Below are 16815 nucleotides of genomic sequence, written 5' to 3' on the forward strand. Positions count from 1 at the left end.
TTGATGTAATAACATTACAATTGCAATTCAAGCGGAGTACACCGATGAAATTCGCGATGGCCCTTACTCTCGCAGTCCCCGCCATCTTCTTTGCCGAGGCGGGCAGAACGGCGGATGCGCCTGTCGTGGTGACCTCGATCAAGCCGATTCACTCGCTCGTATCGGCGATCATGCAGGGCGTGGGCACGCCGGAACTGATCGTCGATGGCGCCGCCTCGCCCCACACCTACAATATGAAGCCGTCGAACGCCCGCGCGTTGCAGAACGCCAAGGTGGTATTCTGGGTCGGCCCCGGGCTCGAAGCGTTTCTGCAGAAGCCGCTGGAGGCGATCGGATCCGATGCCGTGGTCGCCGAGCTCGACAAGGCGCCCGGCCTGACCAAGCGCAAGTTCCGTGAAGGCGGCGCCTTCGAGCCGCACGATGACGGCGACCACGACGGTGACGATCACCATGCGGGCGATGGGCACGATCATGCCCATGCCGACGCAGATCACGACCATGATCATGGGGCATTCGACACCCATCTCTGGCTCGATCCGCAAAATGCCAAGGCGATGGCCACCGAGATCACCACCACCCTCGTCGCCGCCGACCCTGCCAATGCCCTCACCTACCAGGCCAATGCCAAGACGCTGGACGACAGGCTCGACGCGCTGGACGAGGAAATCACGGGCATCGTGTCACCGGTCAAGGACAAGCCTTTCATCGTCTTCCACGATGCCTACCAGTATTTCGAGAACCGCTATCACGTGCGGGTCGCCGGTTCGATCACCGTCAGCCCGGAAACGATCCCCGGCGCGGAACGCATTGCCGAGATCCACAAGAAGGTCGGCGAACTCGGCGCCACCTGCGTCTTCGCCGAACCGCAGTTCCAGCCGCGACTGGTCGATGTCGTGATCGAGGGGACGAAAGCGAAAGCCGGCGTCCTCGATCCCGAGGCCGCCACGCTCGACGCCGGGCCGGACCTCTATTTCAACCTCATGCACGGGATAGCCAACAGCATGAAAGACTGCCTTTCGCGAGACAGCTGAAAGACACCAAAGGCGGACCTCGCAGTCCGCCTTTTTCAGCCCACTGCATGTAACTATATAACATATCGGATGGATGAATGAATACGAAGCTTCCCGTAACGGTGTTGTCGGGCTTTCTGGGCGCGGGCAAGACCACGCTGCTCAACCACATCCTTGGAAACCGACAGGGTCTGCGTGTCGCCGTGATCGTCAATGACATGAGCGAGGTGAACATCGATGCCGCCCTCGTGCGCGACGGTGGCGCCAACCTGTCACGGACCGACGAAGAGCTGGTGGAGATGACGAACGGCTGCATCTGCTGCACACTGCGGGACGACCTCTTGAAAGAAGTCCGCCACCTGGCGAAACAGGGGCGCTTCGACTATCTCCTGATCGAGTCGACAGGAATTGCCGAACCTCTGCCGGTGGCGACGACCTTCGAGTTCCGCGACGAGGATGGCGCAAGCCTCTCCGACATCGCCAGGCTCGATACCATGGTCACGGTGGTCGACGCAGCCAACCTGCTCTCCGACTACGCATCCTCGGACTTTCTGGCCGATCGCGGCGAAACAGCAGGCGACGGCGACAGCCGCACCATCATCGACCTCCTGGTCGAACAGATCGAATTCGCCGATGTGATCGTCCTCAACAAGATCGGCACAGCGACACCGGCCGAGCGCCAGGCAGCACGGCAGATCATCGTGGGGCTCAACCCGGACGCCAAGCTTGTTGAAACCGACTTCTGCCAGGTCGACCTTGGCGACGTGCTGGGAACGGGGCGCTTCGACATCGAGCGCGCCGAAACGCATCCGCTCTGGTACAAGGAACTGCACGGCTTTTCCGACCATGTGCCTGAGACCGAGGAATACGGCATCCGCTCCTTCGTCTATCGGGAAAAGCGGCCCTTCGAACCTGCCAAACTGCAACGCTTCTTCGATACCGCCTGGCCCGGGGTCGTGAGAGCGAAGGGCTTCTTCTGGCTGGCGACCCGTCCGCATCACGTCGGCGAAGTCAGCCAGGCCGGGGCTTTGCTGCGGACAAGCAAGATGGGGCTCTGGTGGTCGTCCGTGCCGCGCGAGCGATGGCCTGAGGACGAACGCTTCCTGACAGCGCTATCGCCCTATCTCGACCCGATCTGGGGCGACCGCCGACAGGAGATCGTCTTCATTGGCAGCGATCCGATGGACGAAGGTTGGATACGCCAGCAACTCGACGCGTGCCTTGTGCCGGAGCAGACCTTTGCACCGGAGAAATGGCGCGGATTGCCGGATTCCTTCGCGAGTTGGGAAGAGCGCGTGGCGTGACAACGCAAGCTCCAAAACCCTATCGCTATCACTGCGAGGAATGTGACCCTTTGCCGCCGATCGAGGAATTGGCTGCACCGCGACAAGCGGACGTCGAAACAGGCGCCATTGCCGGGCTAGCCGCTGCCATCCGACGGCTCCTGCGCAAACAGGCGCCCGATTGAATCAGAAGGGCGGCATTCAAGCCGCCCTTCCAGATATCAAGCGTTGTGCTTAGCGAATGACGATGTTCGCGATCACGCCGTTGACCGAGCCGATGAGCAGGAAGTCGTTGTTGACCTGCACCCAACGATAGCCGCGCGGCGGAGCCGACAGGCGGTAGCGATGATAGTCGCGTACGTCGCGCATATTGCGGCGCTCGGCCTGCGACATGCGATGGCCGCGCGACCACTTGTACTTCTTGACGTGAACATCGCGCTCCACAACAACCGGCCGACGATGATCCTGGGCGCTCGCTTCGGTCGTTGCCAGCAGCGGAGCGGCGATTACGGTAGCGGCAAGAAGGAGGGTGGTGAGCTTTTTCACTGGGAGGTTCCTCGTGTTGAAAACGCCCCGAACCTAGGCTCAAAAAGATGAACCGAAACTGAAACTTAGATTAAACTTCTGTAATCATAACACATACTTAAAAGCATATACTAATTTAAAAGATGCGATATCGCCCGGGTTTCCGGGCGATATCCGACCTCTCGATCAGAGTTCGTCGTAATTAAACCAGTCGAAATCTGCCGTCCTTGCGCGCCCCGACGTATCGAAGGCGAAGACGCCCGCGAAGGCACCGGTAAACGAGCCGTGCTCGCCGCGCCCGCCTTCATCTGAGACGACGCCGGCATCAAGGACCGGACCGATCGGCTGCCACGCCCCCTTGCCTTCCGTCTGCCAGAAGAACTGCAGGTCGTTGTCCCGGATCTCCATGGAAAGCTGTACGCGGCCCTCCGCTGGAAGCGCCACACCACTGCCTGCCGGGAAACTGAGGCGGCTGTTCGGGTAGTCGCCATCACAGGAGAAGATCGTGACGCAGCGTCCCAGCTTTTCGTGCAGGGTCACGCCGATCGCATGGAACTTGTGCCTGTTGTAGTAGTGGGTCAGGCCGGCGACCTGCTGGTAGGTATCGGGATCGAATTCGACCACCGTTTCCGCCCGGAAGCTGTGGTGCTCCTGGCGACGCGCGACGAGAGACTGTTCGAACCACGAACCGATGCTTTCGCGCGCAATCAGCCTGAGATGCCCCGGCCGGTCGGTGAGGTTGAAGATGCGCTCCGGCTTCGGCGTGCGAAGCCACTGGAAGTCGGCAGGCAGACTGCCACCCTCGAAACTGTACTCGCTACGCATCGGTGTCTCGACAGGCACGGCACCATCAATTCCCGGCACGGTGACATCGGGAACGGTCGTGCCATTCTCGAGATAGAGCCAGCCGTCATCCTTCCAGACGCACTTCTGCAGGCTGGTTTCGCGGCCAAGCGTGCAGCGGCGCTTCGGCGGCATCGGTCGACCGCAGAGATGCGTGTGATAGACTTGGCCATCCGGCGTTTCGACATACTGTCCGTGCCCTGCCCGCTGCAGGACGGCCTCAGGGTGATCCTTCGACGTGATGAGGTGCTTGTTCGGATGCATTTCATAGGGACCGTCGATGTCGCGCGACCGCGCCATCGTCACCGCATGGTCGTAACCGGTGCCGCCCTCGGCGGTCGTCAGATAGTAGTAGTCGTTGCGCTTGAAGAGATGCGGCCCTTCAACGAGGCCAAGCGGGCTGCCGGCGAAGATGTTCTTGATCGGGCCCTTCAGCGAGCGCGTTTCCGCGTCCCACTCCTGCATGAGGATGCCGTCGAAGGCCGGTGACTTCGGCGCGCCGCCGAAGCTCTCGGTGCGGTGGTTCCACTGCATGTTGAGGAACCACTTACGGCCGTCCTCGTCATGGAACAGCGACGGGTCGAAGCCCGAAGAATTCACGTAGACGGGCTCGGACCATTCGCCCTCGATATCAGGCGAGGTCACGACGTAGTTATGCGCGTCCTTGAAGTTGCCGTCGAAGCGCTTGACGTCGGTATAGACAAGCCAGAATAGCCCGTCGGCATAGGAGAGACAGGGCGCCCAGACGCCGCAGCTATCGGGATTGCCGCGCATGTCGAGCTGAGACTGGCGCTCCAGCGGACGCCGCACCATCGTCCAGTTCACGAGATCGCGCGAATGATGGATCTGGACGCCGGGATACCATTCGAAGGTCGAGGTGGCGATATAGTAATCGTCGCCAACTCGGCAGATGGATGGATCCGGGTTGAAGCCCGGCAGGATCGGGTTGCGGATCATCGGTGAAATCTCCTCCCTGAAGTACGGCTTGCGGCACGTACATCAAAACTCAGCAAAAAAGCGCCCGGAAGATCGTTCCGGGCGCTTCGGTTTATTCGCGTTCCGCGGACTTCGCCCAGAGATTGATGTCCGCCTCGCGGGCGTAGCCATCGATCTCCTTGAGTTCCTCGGCGGTGAAGTCGAGATTGTCGAGCGCCTTGACGCAATCGACGATCTGCGACGAGCGGCTGGCGCCGATCAGCGCCGACGTCACGCGGTCGCCGCGCAGCACCCAGGCGATCGCCATCTGCGCCAGCGTCTGGCCACGGCGTTCCGCGATCTCGTTGAGCTTGCGGATATTGTCGATGATCTGCGGGCGGATGAAGTCCTTCTTGAGGAAGTGGTTCTGCGCCGCACGGCTGTCCTCAGGGATGCCGCCGAGATACTTCGTCGTCAGCATGCCCTGCGCCAGCGGCGAGAACACGATCGACCCCATGCCGACCTCGTCGAGCGTATCGAGCAGCTTGTCGTCCTCGACCCAGCGGTTGAGCATGGAATAGCTCGGCTGGTGGATCAGGCACGGCGTGCCGAGTTCCTTGAGGATGGCGGCGGCTTCGCGGGTGCGCTGCGCGTTGTAGGACGAGATGCCGACATAGAGCGCGCGGCCGGAGCGAACGATGTGGTCGAGCGCGCCGCAGGTCTCTTCCAGCGGCGTGTCCGGATCGAAGCGGTGCGAATAGAAGATATCGACATAGTCGAGACCCATGCGCTTCAGGCTCTGGTCGCACGAGGCGATCAGATACTTGCGGCTGCCCCACTCGCCGTAAGGACCCGGCCACATGTCGTAGCCGGCCTTGGACGAAATGATCAGTTCATCGCGCAGACCTGAGAATTCGGTGCGCATGATCTCGCCGAAAGCGGTCTCGGCGCTGCCGGGAGGCGGCCCGTAATTGTTGGCGAGATCGAAGTGGGTGATGCCGAGATCGAATGCCGTGCGGCACATGTCGATCTTGCGGTCATGCGGCGTGTCGCCGCCAAAATTGTGCCAGAGGCCGAGGGAGACGGCCGGCAGCTTCAGGCCGGAACGGCCCGTGCGGTTATATTTCATTTTCGAATAGCGGTCGGAAGCCGGTTGCCAGCTCATAATTCTGATCCTTTAAGTAAAAAGGCGCGGGCTCGTCGCCCGCGCCGGACCATAGTCGTTTAGCGGCTCACTTCAAGAGAGCCTGCGCCTCTTCGATGCCGAGTGCGGCCGGCTGCGTGCAGGTTGTCGTCAGCTCGATGAAGCGGCCTTCCTCGCCGGACTTCAGGATCGAGGTCATGACGTCGACGCCATGCAGCGTGCGATCGAGCGAGCAACGCGCATCGCGCCCCTCGATGATCGCGATCGCCATGTCGGCCAGACCCGCCGTGCGGTAGTTGGCGCGCGGTCCCTGCGGGCTCTCCTGGTTGAAGATGCCGAACGGATGCTCCCAGCCGTCCAGCGGCTTGATGTCCTTGTCCTTGCCGCTTGCCTCGACGACGCCGCCGAAGAAGTTCGGATCCGGCACGTAGATGGAGCCCTCGGTGCCGTAAAGCTCCATGTTGGCATGGCGGTGAGACCAGACGTCCCAGCTCGCGGTCAGCGTCACGGTCGCGCCGCTGACGAATTCGAGGATCGCCTGGATCGTCGTGGGCGTCTTAACCGGGATCGTTTCGCCGTTGCGCGGCTCGCTCGTGATCGTGCGGGTCTCGGACGCCATCGAGGTCATCGCGCCGACGCGCTTCACCGGTCCGATCAGGTTGATCAGGTTGGCGATGTAGTAAGGGCCGAGATCGAGGATCGGACCGCCGCCGGGCAGGAAGAAGAAATCAGGGTTCGGATGCCACATCTCCATGCCCGGGCTCATGACATAGCACGCGCCCGAGGTGACGCGGCCGATGCCGCCCTCGTCGATATATTTGCGGGCGAGCTGATGCGCGCCGCCGAGGAAGGTGTCCGGCGCACAACCGACGGAGAGGTTCTTCTCCTTGGCGATACGGCGCAGTTCCTCACCCTGCTCGAGGGTGAGAACCAGCGGCTTTTCCGAATAGACGTGCTTGCCAGCTTCGAGGATCGACTTCGAAACCGGGAAATGCGCATCCGGGATGGTGAGGTTGACGACGACGTCGACCTCGTCATTGGCGAGAAGCTCGTCGATCGTCTGCGCCTTGACGCCATATTCCTCTGCGCGGGCCTGGGCGGCCTGCATGTTGAGGTCGGCGCAGGCCACGACGTTGAGGCCCTTGAATAGCGGGGCCAGCGAAAAGTAGGTGGTGGAGATGTTGCCGCATCCGATGATGCCGACGCCAAGTTCCTTGGTCATGATGGTCCTCAGTAGGTCTTGAAGGATGCGATCGAGCGGGTGATCAGGCGATCGACATCGGCCGGATTGTCATGCTCGACGACGTAATGCTTGGTCTTGGTGCCCTTCAGCGCCGTGACGAGCTTCGCCCAATCAAGCGTGCCGTGGCCGACATCGGCCCAGCCGTCTTCGTTCTTGTTTTCGCCAGCCGGCGCAATGTCCTTGACGTGCGCCGAGGTGATGCGCGAACCGAGCTTCTCGATCCATGCGAAGGGATCGGCGCCGCCGCGAACGACCCAGGCGATATCCGCTTCCCAGGAGATGTCAGGCGCGCCTTCAAAGATGCGCTCGATCGGCAGCGAGCCGTCGGCGAGCTTGACGAATTCGAAGTCGTGATTGTGCCAGCCGAACTCGTAACCCGCATCCTTGTAGGGCTTGCTCATTTCCTGCAGGCGCTTGCCGAAGGCCAGCCAGCCGGCACCATCGGTCGGCCGCTCATCGGCAGCCAGATGCGGCGCATAGATGGAATCCATGCCGAGGATCTTGGCGATGTTCAAAGACTTCTGCACTTCGCCATCGAGGAAGTCGGGGCTGAAGTGGCCGCTCGCCATCGTGAGACCGTTCCTGTCGAGTTCGGCGCGCAGGCTGTTCAGGCCGGCGTCGTCGAGATCGGCATAGATTCCGCCGAAGCCTTCGACTTCCTGATAGCCGGCCTTGCCGAGCTTTTCGAAGATCGCCGAATAGGGCTGGAAGTTGCGGGCGCTATAAAGCTGGAAACTCAGTTTCGTCATAATATCCTCCTCGGGCCTCGTGCCCGTTCATTTCAATCAGGATCAATCCACGGACTGACAGGATTGCAGGTCGTAGAAACGGAAGTCCGGCAGGGCGCCATCAGCAAGCGGCGTGGCCGGGGTGAAGGTGATGCGGCGCGTCTCGCCCGCCGCCAGATCGAAGGCATTGTCGGAATATTTGCCGTCGGTCTCGGTTTCGATCATCACAAAGAGCGCAAGTCCCTTCGCGGTGACGTTGAGGCAGACGGAGCCGTCCTCCTCGACATATTCGTGCGTGACCATCAGGCCCGCCGGCTCTAGCTCCAGTGCCTTGTAGGTGCCATGAACATAATGCCCCTCGCCGCCCATGCCGTTCGACGCCGTGAAGCGCCAGGCAAGCAGCGTGCCCGAGGGGATCTCGGAGACGTCGATGCTGGTCGCGGTCACGGCCGCGTCAGGTGAGCAGACCGCCTGCACATCCTTCAGGTGCTTGCGCTCGCCCTTCATGTCGATCAGCGAGACCGACAGGTCGACGCTGACGTCAGCAAGCGTGTCGTTGACCAGCGAGAAGCGGATCTGCTTCCCATCATCGGATGGGATCGCCGCAACCGCGACGGGCTGGAAGAAGCGTTTGACGAGATAATGCATCGCCTTCCAGCGGCCGCCGTAATCGAGGCTCGACCACGAGGCCACAGGCCAGGTGTCGTTGAGCTGCCAGTAGATCGTGCCCATGCAATGCGGCTTCAGCGACCGCCAGTATTCCACCGCCGTCTTGATCGCCAGCCCCTGCTGGATCTGGGAGAGATAGACGAAATTCGGGAAATCCTTGGGGAAGCGGAAATAGCGGAACATCGTCCCGGCGATGCGCTCGTTGCCGCCGGCATTCTTCTGGTGCAGTTCCATGACCGGCGACGCCACGTTCATGTCCTTGGCATCGGCATAGGTCTTGATGACAGGTAGCGAGGTGTAGGACTGGAAGCCGAACTCCGAGCAGAAGCGCGGGCGCACCGAACGGTAATTGTCGAACGATTTGTTCTCGTGCCAGACTGACCAGTAGTGCATATCGCCGGAACCGTCGGCATGCCAGGCATCGCCGAAGTCGAGATAGCCCGACGCCGGGCTCGACGGCCACCAGATCGCATCGGGTGCGGCCTTCTTCATCGCCTGCTCGATCACGCGGTTGAGGCGGTCGTAGGAGACGAGATAGCGGTCGCGGTCCTTGCGCGATTCCTCGAACCAGGTCAGCGCCCCGACAAGCTCGTTGTCGCCGCACCAGAGCGCGATCGACGGATGCGAGTTCAGGCGGCGCACCTGGTAATCGACTTCGAGCGCCACGTTGTCGAGGAAGTCCTCGGTCGAGGGATAGAGGTTGCAGGCGAACATGAAGTCCTGCCAGACCATCAGGCCGAGCCGGTCGCAGAGATCGTAGAAATGCTCGTGCTCGTAGAACCCGCCGCCCCAGACGCGGATCATGTTCATGTTGGCGGACTTGGCCGATTGCAGCAGGTCCTCGGTCTTCTCCGGCGACGACAGCGAAAATAGCGCGTCGGCCGGAATCCAGTTGGCGCCACGGCAGAAGATCTCGCGGCCATTGACCTTCAGTGCGAAGCGGGCACCAGCGGCGTCAGGCGTGGTGATGAGCTCGACGGCGCGAAGACCGATCTGCTTGGTGACAGCATCTGCAGGCAGATCGACGGTGAGCGCATAGAGCGGCTGCTCGCCGCTACCCGCCGGCCACCAGAGGCGCGGCTTGTCGATCTCGAAGACGTGATTGACGACAGTCTCGCCAGCGCTGACGCCGACATCGAGGCGCACCCGCTCGCCGTCGAGCGAGAAATGCACGGGAACGATGCCTGGGTTCTTAGAGAACAGCGTCGTTGAGACCTTGAGATCGACGGAACCGTCGAGATTGTGCACTTGCTGCGTCGTCACATGCTCGATGCGGGCGGTGTCGAGACGGCGCAACGCGATCGTGCCGTATAGCCCGAGCGGCGCGATTGCGATGTTCCAGTCCCAGCCGAAATGGCATTGCGGCTTGCGCAGCATGTTGCCGTTGGGGATCGGCGAATTGCCGGTCGAATAGGGAATGTAGAAGGGCTGCTTGCCCTGCCGGTCCGCACCCGCCGCAATGCTCGAATGCAGCACGATGCGGATGACGTTCTCGCCGGATTTCAGATGGCTGCTGACATCCGGCCGATAGCGGCGGAAGCTGTTGTCGGCAAGCAGCGCCGGCGAGCCATTGATGAAGACGGCGGCCACCGTGTCGAGATAATCGATATCGAGATACCAGTCGCCATCGGGCTCCGACACCGTGAAGCTGCGCTCGATCGACCAGTCGCGATGCGCCACCCACTGCACGACCTCTTCGTTGCGGCCGAAATAGGGATCGGGGATAAGCTTGGCGGCATGGAGCGCCGAGTGCACGTCGCCGGGTAGCGTGATCGGCGCGGTGATTTCACCATCCGTGGAGGTGAGCTTCCACGAGCCTGAGAGGTCGAGGTTGAACCCGTTGGTGGGCAAGGATGTCATAGCACTGTCCGATCAGGCCGCTCTTGGGAGAACCCGTCACCGGGCTGCGACCGAATGTGGTTGGCCGATAAGGCCGATTGGAAGAACGGGCGGAGCTTTTGCGGCCCCGCCCGCAACGCGATGTTTAAAGGCGCAGTTCCGTCTCCGCGTCGAAGATCGACGCCAGTGACATGTCGAAGCCGAGCTTCACCTGTGAGCCCGGGTTGAAGCGGCGTGAACCGTTGATGCGCACCGACATTGTGTGGCCGGCATGCTTCAGCCACAGCAAGTTGTCGGCGCCCATCGGCTCCTCGATGTCGACGGTCGCGTCGTGGGTCTCGGCGCCGAGGCCCTCGTTGACCTTGATATGCTCCGGCCGCACGCCGAGCGTCACCTTGCGGCCAGCCTGCAGCGGCGCGCTTGCCTCATAGGCATCGACGTTGAAATCGACACCGTTGGCGGTGAACACGGTGGCGTCGCCCCGCTTGGCGATCTCGCCGCGCAGGAAGTTCATCGACGGAGAGCCGATGAAGCCGGCGACGAACAGGCTGCGCGGCTTGTTGTAGATCGTCGTCGGATCGGCGAGCTGCTGGATGACGCCGTTCTTCATGATCGCGATGCGGTCGGCAAGCGTCAGCGCCTCGATCTGGTCGTGCGTGACGTAGATCATCGTGTTCTTCAGCGACTGGTGCAGGCGCTTGATCTCGACGCGCAGTTCCGAACGCAGCTTGGCGTCGAGGTTGGAGAGCGGCTCGTCGAACAGGAACACGTCGACATCGCGCACCAGCGCACGGCCGATTGCCACGCGCTGCCGCTGACCGCCCGAAAGCTCGGCCGGCTTGCGCTTCAAAAGCGGTTGGATCTGCAGGATCTCGGAGGCACGGGCCACGCGCTTGTCGATCTCCTGTTGCGATACCTTGGCGACCTGCAGGCCGAAGGACAGGTTCTTCTCGACCGTCATCTGCGGGTAGAGCGCGTATGACTGGAACACCATGCCGATGCCGCGATCCTTGGGCTCTTCCCAGGTGACGTTCTTGCCCTTGATGTGAATCTGACCTTCGCTGATATCGAGCAGGCCGGCGATGCAGTTGAGCAGGGTCGACTTGCCGCAGCCGGACGAACCGAGCAGCACGAGGAATTCCCCGTCATTGATCTCGAGATTGAGATCCTTGAGGACGCTGACGGCACCGAAGTTCAGCGAAAGGTCTTTGATTGATACGCTCGAATTCATGGATCAGCCTTTCACTGCGCCGGCGGCGATGCCACGGACGAACAGACGCCCCGACACGAAGTAGACAACGAGCGGCACCAGACCCGTGAGGATGGTTGCGGCCATGTTGACGTTGTATTCCTTCACGCCCTGGACGGAATTGACGATGTTGTTGAGCTGCACGGTCATCGGATAGTATTCCGGTCGGGTGAAGACGACGCCGAACAGGAAGTCGTTCCAGATGCCGGTGACCTGCAGGATCATGGCGACGACGAAGATCGGCAGCGACATCGGCACCATGATCTTCAGGAAGATCTGCCAGAACCCTGCCCCGTCGATACGCGCGGCCTTGAACAGCTCCTGCGGCAGCGATGCGAAGTAGTTGCGGAAGAGCAGCGTCAGGATCGGCATGCCGAAGATCGAGTGCACGATGATCAGCCCGGTCAGCGTCCCGTAGATGCCGAGTTCGCGCAGCACGATGACAATCGGATAGATCATCACCTGGTAGGGAATGAACGCCCCGACGACCAGGATCGAGAAGAACAGTTCCGAGCCCTTGAAGCGCCAGTTGGCCAGCGCATAGCCGTTGACCGAGGCAATGGCGATCGAGACGATCACCGACGGCACGGTGATGCGCACCGAATTCCAGAAGCCGCGCGAAAGACCGTCGCAATTCAATCCGGTGCAGGCCGTGGCCCAGGCCTTGACCCAAGGTTCGAAGGTGATTTCCATCGGCGGCGAGAAGATGTTGCCCATGCGGATCTCGGGCATCCCCTTCAGCGACGTGACGATCATCACGTAAAGCGGCAGCAGGTAGTAGGCGGCGGCGACGAACAGCGTGCCGTAGAGCATGATGTTGCGCGGTGAAAGCACCCGCTTCGGCTTGGCGCCGTTCGGTCCGTCGAAGGACTTCGCGGTAGCGGTGGTGGTGTTGAGAGCGATGGTATCAGGCACGCTTACGCCCTCCGAATTCCAGATAAGCCCACGGAATGATGATGATCGCGACCGTGATCAGCATCATGGTCGAGGCGGCGAAGCCCTGCCCCAGGTTCTGCGCCTGGAACATGTAGTCGTAGACATACTTGGCGGGGACTTCCGACGAGATGCCGGGGCCGCCCGACGTCTGCGCCACGACCAGGTCGTAGACCTTGACGATGCCGGAGGCGATGATGACGAGCGTGGTGATGAAGACGGGACGCATCATCGGAATGACGATGAACAGATAGGTCTTCCACATCGGGATGCCGTCGACGCGCGAGGCCTTCCAGATGTCCTCGTCGATCCCGCGCAGGCCGGCGAGCATCAGGCACATGACGAGGCCCGTTCCCTGCCAGAGTGCTGCGATCAGGACGCCGTAGATGACGATGCTCGGCGTATAGAGTGGATCGAAGGTGAAGCTCGTCCAGCCGAGCGAACGTACCACCGACTGCACGCCGAACTCCGGATTGAGCACCCACTGCCAGACAAGCCCGGTAACGATGAAGGACAGCGCGAAGGGATAGAGGAAGATCGTCCGGAACGCGTTCTCGAACCGGATCTTCTGATCCATCAGGGCCGCCAGCGTGAAGCCGATGACGAGGCTGAAGATCAGCGAGAGAACGCCGTAGACGGCAAGATTCTCGATGGAGACGATCCAGCGCGGTGCAGCCCAGAGGCGCTTGTACTGGTCGAAACCGACGAAGCTCAACCGTGGAAGGAGCTTCGAGTTGGTGAATGAGTAGAATACTGTCCAGACCGTGCCGCCGAGAAAGATGACCACGGCGGTCAGGATCATCGGGATGGACGCAATCTTCGAGTTCAGATTGCGCAGTAACTGGTTTGGCCGGCCTGCTTTCGCTTGACCCGTCATTGTGACTCCTCCTGAATCGCAAGTCCTATGTGATCCAGAGCGCGGACCGTCGCCGGTCAGCTCCTCTTTTCACTTCCGTCTGGAGACTGAATGTCCTTCATCGGCACGTTTCAGCCTCGATCACTGCCGCAGCCGGATCACACTGGGAGTTCCGGGCAAATCCGGCTCCGTCGAAACGGAGCCGGATCGCAACAGCATCGGAATGCGACGATCAGTCGGCAGAGCCGATGATTTCAGCGAAGCGCTTCTGGGCGGCTTCCGGCGTCATCGACGGATTGGCGAAGAACTCCGAGAAGAGATCTTCCTTCTGCTTCTGGCTGTCGGCCGAAAGCAGCTGGTCGGTGCCTTCGATCACGTTGCCCTTCTTCAGGATCTCGAGGCCCTTCTTCATGCAGTCGTTGGCGGCTGCTAGGTCAACGTCACCGCGAACCGGCAGCGAGCCCTTCTTCAGGTTGAAGGCAACCTGGGTCTTGGGGTCGAGCAGCGTCTTGGCAAGAACGTCCTGAGCCTTCGACTTCGCTTCATCCTTCAGCTTCGGGAAATAGAACGCATCACCACCGGTGGAGATGATTTCGTTCACCCCGAGGCCCGGAAGGCAGGTGTAGTCGGTGCCAGCCTTCTGGCCAGCCAGCGCGAATTCGCCCTGTGCCCAGTCACCCATGATCTGGCCGCCGGCCTTGCCGGTGATGACCAGATTGGTTGCCTGGTTCCAATCCTGCACATTGCTGCCCTTCGACATCTTGCGGGCGTCGTCCGCAGCCTTGAAGACCTTGGCGATCTCAGGACCAGCAGCGACATCAGCGTCCTTGTCCTTGAACACCTTGTAGAAAGTATCCTTGCCGGCGATTGCGACCAACAGCACGTCGAACGCGCCTGTTGCCTGCCATGGCTGGCCACCGACGGCGAGCGGCACGATGCCGGCCTTTTCGAGCGCCGGCGCGGCAGCAACGAACTCATCCCAGTTCTTCGGCACTTCGACGCCAGCCTTCTTGAAGGCCGCATTCGAAAGCCACAGCCACTGCCAGGAGTGGATGTTGACCGGAGCGCAATAGATCTTGCCGTCGATCGTGCAGCTGTCGAGCAGGCTCGCCGGACGAATGATGTCCTTCCAGTGCTCGGCGGTCGCGACATCAGTAAGATCGCGCATCAGGCCGGACTGAACCAGTTCCTCGGCCTGACGGCCGTGGTTGAACTGGGTGGCGCCCATCGGATCGCCCCCGGTGATGCGGCTGACCATGATCGGACGCGCGGTGCCGCCGGAACCGGCGATAGCGCCGTCGACCCACTTATTGCCGGTCGCATCGAATGCCTTGGCGAGTTCAGCCACGGCAGCAGCTTCGCCGCCAGACGTCCACCAATGCGTGACTTCAAGATCGGTCGCGTTCGCCGCACCGAGCGGCAGCACGACGGAAGCGGCGAGCGCAGCCGCAATCAAACGAAAATTCATGAGTTCTCCTCCCTCACTGAAACGTTGCCGGAAAAACTTAGTTCAATCGATATTTGGGCGCAACAGCCCCTCTCGAAAATTTTCTCAATGACCGTGATTTGCTACCAATGCCTGTCGAAAAGCCGTCATTTTAGACAAGTGGCCTCAAGTGTGACCAGTGGACAGAGCAAACGCACAAGCGATATAATATCATGATTTTGCATACTATTTTTCGCCTCTCCTCGGGACCTCTCGGGAAATCCCGTTCGCAAGCGCAAAAAATCCGCGCAAAAACGACGATTTCAACCATTGAGAGCATTCATTTCGGCAGCGATAAAAAAGCGCTCGACATTTCTACTGTATCGTTACAGATTTTGCATCCTGAGGGAGGAGCCGCTTTTGCGTTCTTTGGGCTTACAGCGCTTCCAAAAGACACTATAAGCGGGACCTAATCGCGCAGGACGGCCTAGAGGCATGGAAAACAAAGCAAATTTTGGAGGAACGGCCTCCGAGGTAACTCGTGAACGGCCGACACTGAAAACGATTGCCTTCATGACCGGGCTCGGTGTGACGACGGTTTCCCGCGCCTTGAAGGATGCCCCCGATATCGGTGCGGAAACCAAAGAGCGCGTACGGATGGTCGCCCGCCAGCTCGGCTACCAGCCGAACCGTGCCGGCGTGCGCCTGCGCACCGGCAAGACGAATGTCATCGCCCTCGTCCTCAGCATCGACGAAGAAATCATGGGCTTCAGCAGCCAGATGGTGTTCGGCATCTCGGAAGTGCTGACCGGCACGCCTTATCATATCGTCGTGACACCGCATTCCCACAGCAAGGATCCGATGCTGCCGGTCCGCTACATCCTGGAAACGGGATCGGCCGACGGGGTCATCATCTCGCGCATCGAGCCGGACGACCCGCGTGTCCGCCTGCTGAGTGAACACAACATGCCCTTTGCCACGCACGGGCGCACCGATGCCGGCCTCACCCACCCCTTCCACGACTTCGACAACGAGGCTTTTGCCCATCAGGCCGTCGAGAAGCTGGTCGGGCGCGGGCGCAAGCGCATCGCCCTCCTCCAGCCTCCAAGCAAGCTGACCTATTACACGCATATGCGCATCGGCTTTCAGACGGGACTGCATGACCACGGCGCCGAGGAGGTTCCGCTGCGTGTCACGATCGACAATACGCTCGAAGAGATCCGCAACGCCGTCGAGGCGATGATGCGCGCACCGAATGCACCTGACGGCATCGTCTGTTCCGCCGGCAGCGCCGCCATCGCCGTGAATGCCGGCATCGAGGCAGCCGGCAAGGAACTGGGGCGCGATGTCGACATGGTCTCCAAGGAATCGGCGCCGATTCTGAACTGGATCCGTCCCGAAATCATCACGGCCTATGAGGATGTCCGGCACGCCGGTCGCGAAATGGCAAAGGCCGTCATCGCCCGCATCGACGGGATCGAGCCGGAGCTGCTGCAGAGCGTCAGCCAGCCCGTCTGGTCGCGGAAAGGCAAATAGCCCAACCACGCTCACCAGTCGGCGATTTTGAATGAAGGCGGAGACGCAGAGCATGACAAAGGCCTTGCTGATTATCGACGTTCAGAATGCCATTCTCGCCGGGAAGGGCACGCCGGAGCGCCAGCCCATTCTCGATGCCGCGCTGGATGAAACCGTGTCGCGGCTGCAATCGCTTCGCGCCGAGGCACACCGCGCCGGAGCCCCTGTGGTGCTTGTTCAGCATGACGGCGCACCCGGTCATCGGCTGGCTGTTGGCACTGATGGTTGGGCTATCCGGCCCGAACTATCGCCTGCCGAGGATGATACCACCGTGCATAAGAAGAGCTCGGATTCGTTTTTCGAGACCGACCTTGCCGAGAAGTTGGCGGAGCGGAACGTGACGCATCTGATCGTCGGCGGCTGTATGACGCAGTTTTGCGTCGACACGACCGTCAGGCGTGCAGTGTCGCTGGGATATGATGTGACCTTGGTTGCTGACGGCCATACGACGGCCGATTCAGGAACGCTTCATTTCGCCGACATCATCGCGCATCACAATGAAACGCTTGACGATTTCGATGCCGGCAGCGCCCGCATCCTGGTCCGGCCGATGGCGGATATTCAGTTCTGACGCGAC

Annotated in this window: 14 protein-coding genes; 4 read left to right on the forward strand and 10 right to left on the reverse strand. The window is 61.0% G+C overall.

The window, feature by feature from the left end; translation table 11 throughout:
• Positions 1 to 44: 44 nt before the first annotated feature.
• On the forward strand, positions 45 to 1031 hold the full coding sequence (gene znuA / locus ASE04_RS07870; protein ID WP_056814628.1) for a zinc ABC transporter substrate-binding protein ZnuA: 987 nt from the start codon (positions 45 to 47) through the stop codon (positions 1029 to 1031).
• Positions 1032 to 1108: 77 nt separating this feature from the next.
• Positions 1109 to 2314 (forward strand): GTP-binding protein, encoded by a 1206-nt coding sequence (locus ASE04_RS07875; RefSeq protein WP_056814631.1) that lies wholly within the window; start codon positions 1109 to 1111, stop codon positions 2312 to 2314.
• Positions 2315 to 2527: 213 nt separating this feature from the next.
• On the opposite strand, the gene ASE04_RS07880 is transcribed toward ASE04_RS07875, so the two are convergent.
• The 10 genes from ASE04_RS07880 to ASE04_RS07925 all read right to left on the reverse strand — a co-directional run bounded on the left by ASE04_RS07880 (position 2528) and on the right by ASE04_RS07925 (position 14705).
• Complete coding sequence (locus ASE04_RS07880) at positions 2528 to 2839, reverse strand: RcnB family protein (protein ID WP_056814634.1); 312 nt, start codon at positions 2837 to 2839, stop codon at positions 2528 to 2530.
• 165 nt (positions 2840 to 3004) lie between these two features.
• The gene (locus tag ASE04_RS07885) at positions 3005 to 4618 is read right to left on the reverse strand and encodes a glycoside hydrolase family 43 protein (protein WP_056814636.1); all 1614 of its coding nucleotides are present in this window, start codon (positions 4616 to 4618) and stop codon (positions 3005 to 3007) included.
• A 91-nt stretch (positions 4619 to 4709) separates the two neighbouring features.
• Complete coding sequence (gene mgrA, locus ASE04_RS07890) at positions 4710 to 5741, reverse strand: L-glyceraldehyde 3-phosphate reductase (RefSeq protein ID WP_056814639.1); 1032 nt, start codon at positions 5739 to 5741, stop codon at positions 4710 to 4712.
• A 67-nt stretch (positions 5742 to 5808) separates the two neighbouring features.
• The gene (locus ASE04_RS07895) at positions 5809 to 6942 is read right to left on the reverse strand and encodes a Gfo/Idh/MocA family protein (protein WP_056814642.1); all 1134 of its coding nucleotides are present in this window, start codon (positions 6940 to 6942) and stop codon (positions 5809 to 5811) included.
• An 8-nt stretch (positions 6943 to 6950) separates the two neighbouring features.
• A complete protein-coding gene (locus tag ASE04_RS07900; RefSeq protein WP_056814644.1) occupies positions 6951 to 7712 on the reverse strand; it encodes a sugar phosphate isomerase/epimerase family protein in 762 nt (253 codons plus the stop codon).
• Positions 7713 to 7754: 42 nt separating this feature from the next.
• Positions 7755 to 10220: a beta-mannosidase gene (locus ASE04_RS07905; protein ID WP_056814648.1), complete on the reverse strand. Its 2466-nt coding sequence runs from the start codon at positions 10218 to 10220 to the stop codon at positions 7755 to 7757.
• A 124-nt stretch (positions 10221 to 10344) separates the two neighbouring features.
• Positions 10345 to 11430: an ABC transporter ATP-binding protein gene (locus tag ASE04_RS07910; protein ID WP_056814651.1), complete on the reverse strand. Its 1086-nt coding sequence runs from the start codon at positions 11428 to 11430 to the stop codon at positions 10345 to 10347.
• Between the two features lie 3 nt (positions 11431 to 11433).
• On the reverse strand, positions 11434 to 12363 hold the full coding sequence (locus ASE04_RS07915; protein ID WP_056814654.1) for a carbohydrate ABC transporter permease: 930 nt from the start codon (positions 12361 to 12363) through the stop codon (positions 11434 to 11436).
• The gene (locus tag ASE04_RS07920; protein ID WP_056814657.1) at positions 12356 to 13258 is read right to left on the reverse strand and encodes a carbohydrate ABC transporter permease; all 903 of its coding nucleotides are present in this window, start codon (positions 13256 to 13258) and stop codon (positions 12356 to 12358) included. The genes ASE04_RS07915 and ASE04_RS07920 overlap by 8 nt, the downstream gene beginning before the upstream one ends.
• A gap of 211 nt (positions 13259 to 13469) precedes the next feature.
• Entirely contained in the window at positions 13470 to 14705 is a 1236-nt protein-coding gene (locus ASE04_RS07925; RefSeq protein WP_056814660.1) for an ABC transporter substrate-binding protein, read from the reverse strand.
• Between the two features lie 453 nt (positions 14706 to 15158).
• On the opposite strand from ASE04_RS07925, the gene ASE04_RS07930 reads away from it, so the two are divergent.
• Complete coding sequence (locus ASE04_RS07930) at positions 15159 to 16199, forward strand: LacI family transcriptional regulator (protein ID WP_056814663.1); 1041 nt, start codon at positions 15159 to 15161, stop codon at positions 16197 to 16199.
• A gap of 52 nt (positions 16200 to 16251) precedes the next feature.
• Positions 16252 to 16809 carry a cysteine hydrolase family protein gene (locus tag ASE04_RS07935; protein ID WP_056814784.1) on the forward strand — a complete coding sequence of 186 codons (558 nt, stop codon included), beginning with the start codon at positions 16252 to 16254 and terminating at the stop codon, positions 16807 to 16809.
• The last annotated feature ends 6 nt before the right edge of the window (positions 16810 to 16815 follow it).

It is taken from the genome of Rhizobium sp. Root708 (genome assembly GCF_001429725.1).
GTDB lineage: Bacteria > Pseudomonadota > Alphaproteobacteria > Rhizobiales > Rhizobiaceae > Rhizobium.

Bases quoted from the DNA above. Each gene is read 5' to 3' on its own strand.
- ASE04_RS07875 (WP_056814631.1), top strand. From the start codon at position 1,109: ATGAATACGAAGCTTCCCGTAACGGTGTTGTCGGGCTTTCTGGGCGCG.
- ASE04_RS07925 (WP_056814660.1), bottom strand. From the start codon at position 14,705: ATGAATTTTCGTTTGATTGCGGCTGCGCTCGCCGCTTCCGTCGTGCTG.
- ASE04_RS07910 (WP_056814651.1), bottom strand. From the start codon at position 11,430: ATGAATTCGAGCGTATCAATCAAAGACCTTTCGCTGAACTTCGGTGCC.
- ASE04_RS07905 (WP_056814648.1), bottom strand. From the start codon at position 10,220: ATGACATCCTTGCCCACCAACGGGTTCAACCTCGACCTCTCAGGCTCG.
- ASE04_RS07930 (WP_056814663.1), top strand. From the start codon at position 15,159: ATGGAAAACAAAGCAAATTTTGGAGGAACGGCCTCCGAGGTAACTCGT.
- ASE04_RS07895 (WP_056814642.1), bottom strand. From the start codon at position 6,942: ATGACCAAGGAACTTGGCGTCGGCATCATCGGATGCGGCAACATCTCC.
- znuA (WP_056814628.1), top strand. From the start codon at position 45: ATGAAATTCGCGATGGCCCTTACTCTCGCAGTCCCCGCCATCTTCTTT.
- mgrA (WP_056814639.1), bottom strand. From the start codon at position 5,741: ATGAGCTGGCAACCGGCTTCCGACCGCTATTCGAAAATGAAATATAAC.
- ASE04_RS07900 (WP_056814644.1), bottom strand. From the start codon at position 7,712: ATGACGAAACTGAGTTTCCAGCTTTATAGCGCCCGCAACTTCCAGCCC.
- ASE04_RS07935 (WP_056814784.1), top strand. From the start codon at position 16,252: ATGACAAAGGCCTTGCTGATTATCGACGTTCAGAATGCCATTCTCGCC.
- ASE04_RS07920 (WP_056814657.1), bottom strand. From the start codon at position 13,258: ATGACGGGTCAAGCGAAAGCAGGCCGGCCAAACCAGTTACTGCGCAAT.
- ASE04_RS07885 (WP_056814636.1), bottom strand. From the start codon at position 4,618: ATGATCCGCAACCCGATCCTGCCGGGCTTCAACCCGGATCCATCCATC.